The organism is Mycobacterium sp., assembly GCF_050701515.1.
GTDB lineage: Bacteria > Actinomycetota > Actinomycetes > Mycobacteriales > Mycobacteriaceae > Mycobacterium.
In genome coordinates this window covers 23,091-30,076 of record NZ_JBOGDB010000135.1, presented here as the reverse complement: position 1 = coordinate 30,076, position 6,986 = coordinate 23,091, and the positions used below count along the sequence as shown (strand labels likewise).

The following is a 6,986-nucleotide window of genomic DNA, read 5'->3' as shown; positions in this document are numbered from 1 at the left end:
CGGGCACGTCGGGGTTGTGCACTATCTTGTTCGGCACCTTGAACAGGTCGACCATGTTGCCGCCCATGACCTTTCGCTGCCCCTCCTCATCGATTCCCTGTAGGTCGTCGATCAGGTGGGTCGGCTCCGCCAAACCCTCCGGGTGCGGCCAGTCGGAACCGAAGATCACCCGGTCGACGCCGCATAGCTCGGCCATCTGCGCGAAGTCGTCCTCCCAGAACGGGGCGACGTAAACCCCGCGCTTGAACGCTTCGATCGGATTCTCCGGGAACGACTGCGGCATCTTCTTGTACGTGCCCTCGAACTGCTTGAAGAGGTAGGGCACCCAGTCCGCGCCGTTCTCGATCGACAGGACGCGTAGATCCGGGTTGCGGGTCAGCGCGCCGTGGCACACGAGCGCCGCCATCGAGTCCTCGATGGGCCGCTTGCCCATCGAAACCATGCGGAATGCGGTCGGCTTGAACGGCAGGAACTCGTCGGCGGGTTCCCAGTCGTTGAGATACTCCGCGTAGCCGGAGTCGGAGGCGTGCATGGAGACCGGGATGCCGGCCTTCACGCAGGCGTCCCAGAACGGGTCGAACTCCTCCGTTCCGAACGACCGGGTGCCGCGCATGCCGGGCACCGGAGCCGGGCGGACCAGGACGGTCTTCGCGCCGCGCTCCAGGCACCACTCGAGCTCCTCGAGGGCGCGGTCCACGATCGGCAACGTAATGACCGGCGTGGAGAAAATCCGGCCCTGGTAGTCGAACTGCCAGGTCTCGTACATCCACTCGTTGAGCGCGTGGATGACGTCGTGGATGAGTGCGGGATCGTCCTTCATCCGCTCCTCGACCAGGCTGGCCAGGGTCGGAAACATCAGCGAATAGTCGAGGCCGAGTCCGTCCATGACCTCCAGCCGTGCGGCGGGGTCGCGGAACGCGGGAATCGCCTTCATGGGCTTGCCCATCACCTCACGGAAGCTCTTGCCGCCGCTGCCGTGCCGGAAGTACTCCTCCTGGGCGCCCGGACGGGCGACGACCTCGAAGGTGGGGTTCGGAATGTAGTCGCTGACTTGGTTGCGCACCATGATCTTGGTGCGGCCCCGGACTTCGATGTAGTCGATGACGTTCTTGCGATGGTCCGGCAGGAACTTCGTCAGCGCCTCTTTGGGCTCGTAAAAGTGGTTGTCCGCGTCGAACACCGGATAGGGGAGCTCGCGTGCTGGCATTGCGCCTCCTGGAAGTCTGATTGGCTGCTAGTGGTAATGACATTACCACGTCTGGACCAGCAAAAACAATGCGCAGGTCAGAGCGGTTCGGCGCGGTTTTCCACGCCGCGAACACAGAAGTCGTAGATGTGATTGCCGTCGATCGGCACCCCGTTCAACTCGACGCCGAGGGAACGCAGCCGCATGGCGCCCAGCACCGACTGCATGATCAGCGCCGCGGTGGTTTCGACGTCCAGTCCGGGCCGGAAGACGCCCTCCGAGATGCCTCTTTTGAGGATGTCCTGGATCAGTCGATGCAGCGGCGAGAGGACACGGGCGTACTCGCTCGGCAGCGATTCGGCCAGGTGGTCGTTGTAGTAGGTCAGGCCCCTGTTGATGCTGTCTTGCGTGCTCGACGGCGCCGGGGCGGTGATCCGATCGATGAGCTTGCGCAGCGCCGCTTCGGCGTCGAGGCCCTGCGTCTCTTGCTGCCACTTCTTCGTGGACTCGGCCATGATCTTGTCGATTAGCGCGAGCAGTAGCTCATCCTTGGTGGAAAAGTGCTGGTAGAAAGACCGCAGCGAGGTCTTCGACCGCTCGACCACCTCGAGCACGGTGAAGTCGGTGCGCCCGGTCTCGCCGAGGATCTCCAGCGCCGACTTCATGAATTGACTGGTACGGGACTCAGGTCCGAGGCGCACAGCGCCCGCCGACCGCCCGTTCGGCTTCGCCATGGGAACACCCCTCCGCGTCATGCAGCACGTCGGAGAATGACGTTACCGGTTTTGTGGAGCCAGCGTAGCCTTCCGGCTACTGTGTTGGACCCATGGCCGAATGGTTCCTGTTCCTGCCGCAGGTGCGGATGGACATCCCCGACATCGTCGAGCGCGCGCAAGCGGCCGAAGCGAACGGTTTCGACGGGATCGCGTTCATCGACCACCTCGAGACGCCGGCCGCTCCGCACCAAAGCATCTGGGAGGCAATGACGGTCGCGACCTGGGTGGCCGCGCGAACCGAACGGCTGCGGATCGGACACTTGGTGTTGTGCGATGGATTCCGGCACCCGGCGGCGCTGGCCAAGCAAGCGGTGACGCTGGCGGCCGCGTCGGAAGGCAGGTTCGAGCTGGGCCTGGGCTGGGGGTCGTGGCCGGAGGAGTTCGCCCGATTCGACATCCCCGATGGTGACAACCCGCCCGCCCGGGTGGATCGGCTGGAACGAGACCTGGCGCTCATTCGGCAGTACTGGGGCGAGGGCGACGAGTCGGAGGTGACCCAGCAGCCGCAGCCATCGCATCGAATTCCGTTGGTAATCGGCGGAATCGGCAAGCGGACCATGAACCTGGTACGTCAGCATGCGGACTGGTGGAACATCCCGGCCACCGAGCTCGAGAAGCTGCCGACGCTGCGGCCGACGGCCGGATCCGCCCGGGTGTCGATCCAGCAGATGGTCGGGTTCGTCGGCCGGGACGCCGACCGGCAGGCGGTAACCGAGGCCGCCACACGTCGGTTCTCCTACCTCGGCACCGGATTGGTCTGCGGGGACGCTGCCGAACTCGGCGACCATTTCGGCGGGCTGTCCGAGCAGGGCGTCGAACGGTTCTACGTATGGTTCTCCGATTTCGCACAGCCGGACACCCTGGCCGAATTCGCCGCGACGGTGATGCGCGCATGATGACGACGAGTGAAGGTGGTCGAACATGACAACTGATTCAGCGCAGACGCAGTGGACCGTCGCGGACTTGCTCGACTTGTTCGACGCGCAACCCGCCGGAGAAAACCGCTTCACCGCGCAGACCGGTATCGCCGGCACCGATGGGCGGCAGGTGGTGGAGGGCACGCAGGTACTCGCGCAGGCGATTGTCGCAGTGGCCAAACGCTTTCCGGAGAAGTCGGTGCGCTCGGCGCACGCCGTGTTCGCCCGCGCGGTGGTGGTCGGACCGCCGGTCGAGCTCGACATCGACGTACTGACCGAAGGCCGGTCCACGGCCACCGCGGTCGTCACCGCGACACAGAACGGCAAGCGGTGCATCACGGTGACGGTCTTCACCGATGTGCCGTCCGACGATGTGATCCGGCACCACCTTCCGCGTCCCGAGGTCGCAGGCCCGGCGGACGCCAATGCCTCGGAGATGCCGATGGTCGGGCGGGAACTGCGCCTCGTCGACGTGGCCGACGTCAACAGCCCCGACGAGGTCGGGCCGCCCGAGCTGTACGCCTGGCTGCACTACGACCCCATCCCCACCCGGGACGATCTGGCCAAGGCGCTGATCGCCTACTTCACCGGCCACCTTGGGATTTCCACGACGATGCGCGCGCACGAGGGCATCGGCACCAGTCAGGCGCACGTCACGGTCTCCACCGCACCGATGACGGTGACGGTCAGCTTCCACGAGCCGGTCCGGTGGAACGGCTGGATCCTCTACACCCACGAGAGCACCCAGGTCGGTGCCGGGATGTCGTATGTGCGTGGCGCGGTGCACACCGAGGAGGGCGAACTGATTGCGTCGTTCGCGCAAGACGCGCTGATCCGGCCGCTGCGCACCAGCGACACCTCGATCGCTGCGCAGTCCCGGCTGTAAAAGTCAACCTTTACATATTCGGTCAAAAGTGTCACGCTTGGATTGTCGCAGTCCCCGACCGATTGGACCCGCCATGTCGCCGCAGACCTTCGGCCTGAACCGTCGCGATGAGCAGGCAGTACTTTCGTTTGCACGTTCTCGGGCTCGTGCCGACAGGGTTCTCCGATATGAAATGACCGTCATCGCGTCCAGCGTCGCCGACGTTGTCGCGTCGGTGGGGGGGCTGTTGTTCGACCGCCGAATGGCGGGCTGGACGGTCGATGTTCTGCTTGCCGATCGCAGCGGTGAGCGGGCACTGCAGATTCTGGGTGCGACGACGCTGGATCTCGACGGCGACTTCGAGACGATCAGCAGCGACCCCGAACGGGCCGCGACCCTCGCCGTCGCTGCCGACATCTACGCAGCGGACGAACGCGTTCGCGAGGAGTTCTCCTTGACGTTGGACCACGGCCTAGCCGAAGTGGCGGTGTGGGGCGACACCGGTCAAGTGGAGCAGGACATCGACTCCGTCTGCTACCGGCTGAGCGGAGCGGCCCGGGTTTTCAAGGCGCAAGCGCTGATGGCCGCGGGAATCCCGGCCGATTCGGTAGAAGCAACGGAGACCTTGTTCCGTGGCGGTGTGACGACCTGCCCCTCGCTGGAGCCTGACCTGGTTCCGGTCGGCTAACCGCCGCAGCGCTGGATCTTCAGCCCGCCGACAAAGCCGACCTGAGCACGTCCAGCGGCAGACCGCCCAGATCCAAAGCACGGCGGTGAAACTCCTTCAACGACAGTCCACGGCCCAGCGCCTCGTCGCGCAGCCGCTGCCAAATCCGCTGCCCGATCGCGTACGACGGCGCCTGGCCGGGCCAGCCCAGGTAGCGGTCCAACTCGAAGCGCAGGTTCGCTTCGGCCATCGCGCTGTGCGACTGCAGGAACATCCACGCCTTCTCGGCGTCCCAGACATCGCCATCCGGGGCGGTCAGCCCGCAGTGCACACCGATGTCGATAACCACTCGCGCGGCCCGGAAGCGTTGGGCGTCAAGCATTCCCATCCGGTTACCCGCATCGTCGAGCCAGCCGAGCTCGGCCATCAGCCGTTCCGCGTACAACGCCCAGCCTTCGCCGTGCCCGGAGACCCAGCAGCCCAGCCGGCGCCACCGGTTCAGCTGGTCGGCCAGTACCACCGCGCGGCCGATCTGCAGATGATGGCCGGGCACACCTTCGTGGAAGACCGTGGTCATCTCCTGCCAGGTGTGAAAGGTGTCGACGCCGGGCGGAACCGACCACCACATCCGCCCCGGGCGGCTCAGATCCTCCGACGGGCCGGTGTAGTAGATGCCGCCGGTCTGGGTCGGCGCGATCCGGCATTCCAGGCGGCGCAGCGGTTCGCCGATCTCGAAGTGCGTGTCGGCCAGCGACTCCACCGCGCGGTCGGAAAGGTCCTGCATCCAGTCCTGCAGGGCATCGGCGCCGTGCACCAGATAGCGCGGTTCGTCGTTCAGCCGGCGCAGTGCATCGGCCACCGACGACCCGGGATAGAGCCGGTGCGCGATCGACTCCTGTTCGGCCACAATGGCGTTCAGCTGGCGCAGGCCCCACTCGTAGGTTTCGTCGAGGTCCATCGTGGCGCCGAGGAACGCCCGGGAAAACAGCCGATAGGCGTCGCGCCCGAACGCGTCCTCGGCACGGGCATGCGGCGCGATCTCCTCGCGCAGCATTGCGGCGAGCCGAGCGTAGGCGTCGGCGGCTGCCGATGCGCGTTCCTGCAGTTCGGCGTGTAGTGGGGAATTGCCTTGCGCGGCATTGGCAACCATGTCGACGAACAGCTGCTGGATCTGGCCGGCCTGCTCGACCCCGCGGCTGACCTGCCGAAGCGCGGGCGCGTGGCCGGTGGTGGCGGCCGCCCGTAGTGCTTCGGCGTAGCCCGCGACGCGGTCCGGCAGCCGGGACAGTCGCCGGCTGATCATCGCCCAGTCGTCGTCGGTGTCCGTGGGCATAAGGTCGAACACTTCGCGCATTGTCTGCAGCGGGCACGCGATCACGTTGAGATCGCCGACATCCAGTCCGGCATCGTGGAGTTCGATGAGCATGCTCAGCCGTTCGCGCATCGCGGCCACTGTGACGGTGTCGACGTCGTCTTCGGGCTCCACACCGTCCAGCCGCCGCAGGGCCGAGCGGGCGGCGGCGGCCCGGGCGGCTACGCCATCGGGGGAGTAGTCGGTGATGTCGTCGTCGTGGCCGGTGATACCCAATTCCGTCGCCGCACAAGGATCCAGCGCGGCGAAGGTTTCGAGATAGCGTTCTGCTACGGCATCGACTGCAGTGGGGCGCCTACCCAAGGTCGTTCGTGGCGAAGGTGTCGCACTTGTTGGGATCGCCGCTCTGATAGCCGATGGTGAACCATTTCTCGCGCTGCTCGGAAGATCCGTGCGTCCACGACTCGGGGCTCACTCGCCCGGTGGCGGCCGCTTGGATCCGGTCATCGCCAACCGACGATGCCGCCGAGAGCGCGTCGGCAATGTCCTTGTCGCTCAATGGCAGCAGGTACGGCTCCCCGGTGCTCTCCTGCCTGGTGATCGCCGCGTAATGCGCCCACACGCCGGCGTAGCAGTCGGCCTGCAGCTCGGTGCGTACGCCGGCACCGGTGGCGCCTGCGGCGCCCGGCCCCTGCGCCCGGCCGAGGGTGCCCTGCAGGTTCTGCAGGTGGTGGCCGAACTCGTGCGCGACGACGTACTCGTTCGCCAATGGCCCTCCGGTGGAACCGAACTGATCGACGAGCACCTGGAAGAAGTCGGTGTCGAAGTATGCCGTCCGATCCACCGGGCAGTAGAACGGTCCGACTTCGCTAGTCGCAGGGCCGCAGCCGGTGTCGACCGAGCCGCTGAACAGATGCACTTCTGGACGGGTGTAGCCGCGCACCAACTGCTCCCATACCCCGTCCACCGAATTGCCCGTAGCGACCACCTGGCATTGCACGATCCGATTGGCGTCTTCGCCCGTCTTGCACTGGCTGAGGTCGAACCCCGGTGCCGCGACGTCCTGGCCGACGGACGTGCCCTGCTGTTGCGGGATCACGGTGCCGGGATTGACTCCGAGCAACAGCGCGACCACCACGATGAGTAGACCGCCGAAGCCGCCGCCGATCGCCATTCCGCGGCCCGGGCCGCGGCCGCCGCCGCTGGTCGACGTGGTGCTGGTGTCGATCTGCATACCCTCGCTGAAGGTCATGGCATCAGCTT

General features: G+C 66.1%; 7 protein-coding genes. 3 read left to right on the top strand and 4 right to left on the bottom strand.

Features of this window, described 5'->3' with window-relative positions; genetic code table 11:
- Positions 1–1,207, bottom strand: a 1,207-nt coding sequence (locus ACRDU5_RS11165; protein WP_526614563.1) for an amidohydrolase family protein, incomplete at its 3' end; no start/stop codon positions are given.
- Between the two features lie 77 nt (positions 1,208–1,284).
- The gene (locus ACRDU5_RS11160) at positions 1,285–1,920 is read right to left on the bottom strand and encodes a TetR/AcrR family transcriptional regulator (protein ID WP_526614562.1); all 636 of its coding nucleotides are present in this window, start codon (positions 1,918–1,920) and stop codon (positions 1,285–1,287) included.
- Positions 1,921–2,012: 92 nt separating this feature from the next.
- Here ACRDU5_RS11160 and ACRDU5_RS11155 point away from each other — a divergent pair, with 92 nt between their 5' ends.
- The 3 genes from ACRDU5_RS11155 (at position 2,013) to ACRDU5_RS11145 (ending at position 4,432) form a co-directional block, all read left to right on the top strand.
- Positions 2,013–2,858 carry an LLM class flavin-dependent oxidoreductase gene (locus ACRDU5_RS11155; RefSeq protein ID WP_526614561.1) on the top strand — a complete coding sequence of 282 codons (846 nt, stop codon included), beginning with the start codon at positions 2,013–2,015 and terminating at the stop codon, positions 2,856–2,858.
- 25 nt (positions 2,859–2,883) lie between these two features.
- Positions 2,884–3,765 carry an acyl-CoA thioesterase gene (locus ACRDU5_RS11150; protein ID WP_526614560.1) on the top strand — a complete coding sequence of 294 codons (882 nt, stop codon included), beginning with the start codon at positions 2,884–2,886 and terminating at the stop codon, positions 3,763–3,765.
- Positions 3,766–3,937: 172 nt separating this feature from the next.
- On the top strand, positions 3,938–4,432 hold the full coding sequence (locus ACRDU5_RS11145; protein ID WP_526614559.1) for a hypothetical protein: 495 nt from the start codon (positions 3,938–3,940) through the stop codon (positions 4,430–4,432).
- A 19-nt stretch (positions 4,433–4,451) separates the two neighbouring features.
- Here the strand turns inward: ACRDU5_RS11145 and ACRDU5_RS11140 are convergent, their stop codons facing one another.
- Both ACRDU5_RS11140 and ypfJ read right to left on the bottom strand, forming a co-directional pair.
- Entirely contained in the window at positions 4,452–6,086 is a 1,635-nt protein-coding gene (locus ACRDU5_RS11140; RefSeq protein WP_526614558.1) for a DUF885 domain-containing protein, read from the bottom strand.
- Complete coding sequence (gene ypfJ / locus ACRDU5_RS11135) at positions 6,079–6,975, bottom strand: KPN_02809 family neutral zinc metallopeptidase (RefSeq protein WP_526614557.1); 897 nt, start codon at positions 6,973–6,975, stop codon at positions 6,079–6,081. Before ypfJ ends, ACRDU5_RS11140 begins: the two co-directional genes overlap by 8 nt.
- Between the last annotated feature and the right edge of the window lie 11 nt (positions 6,976–6,986).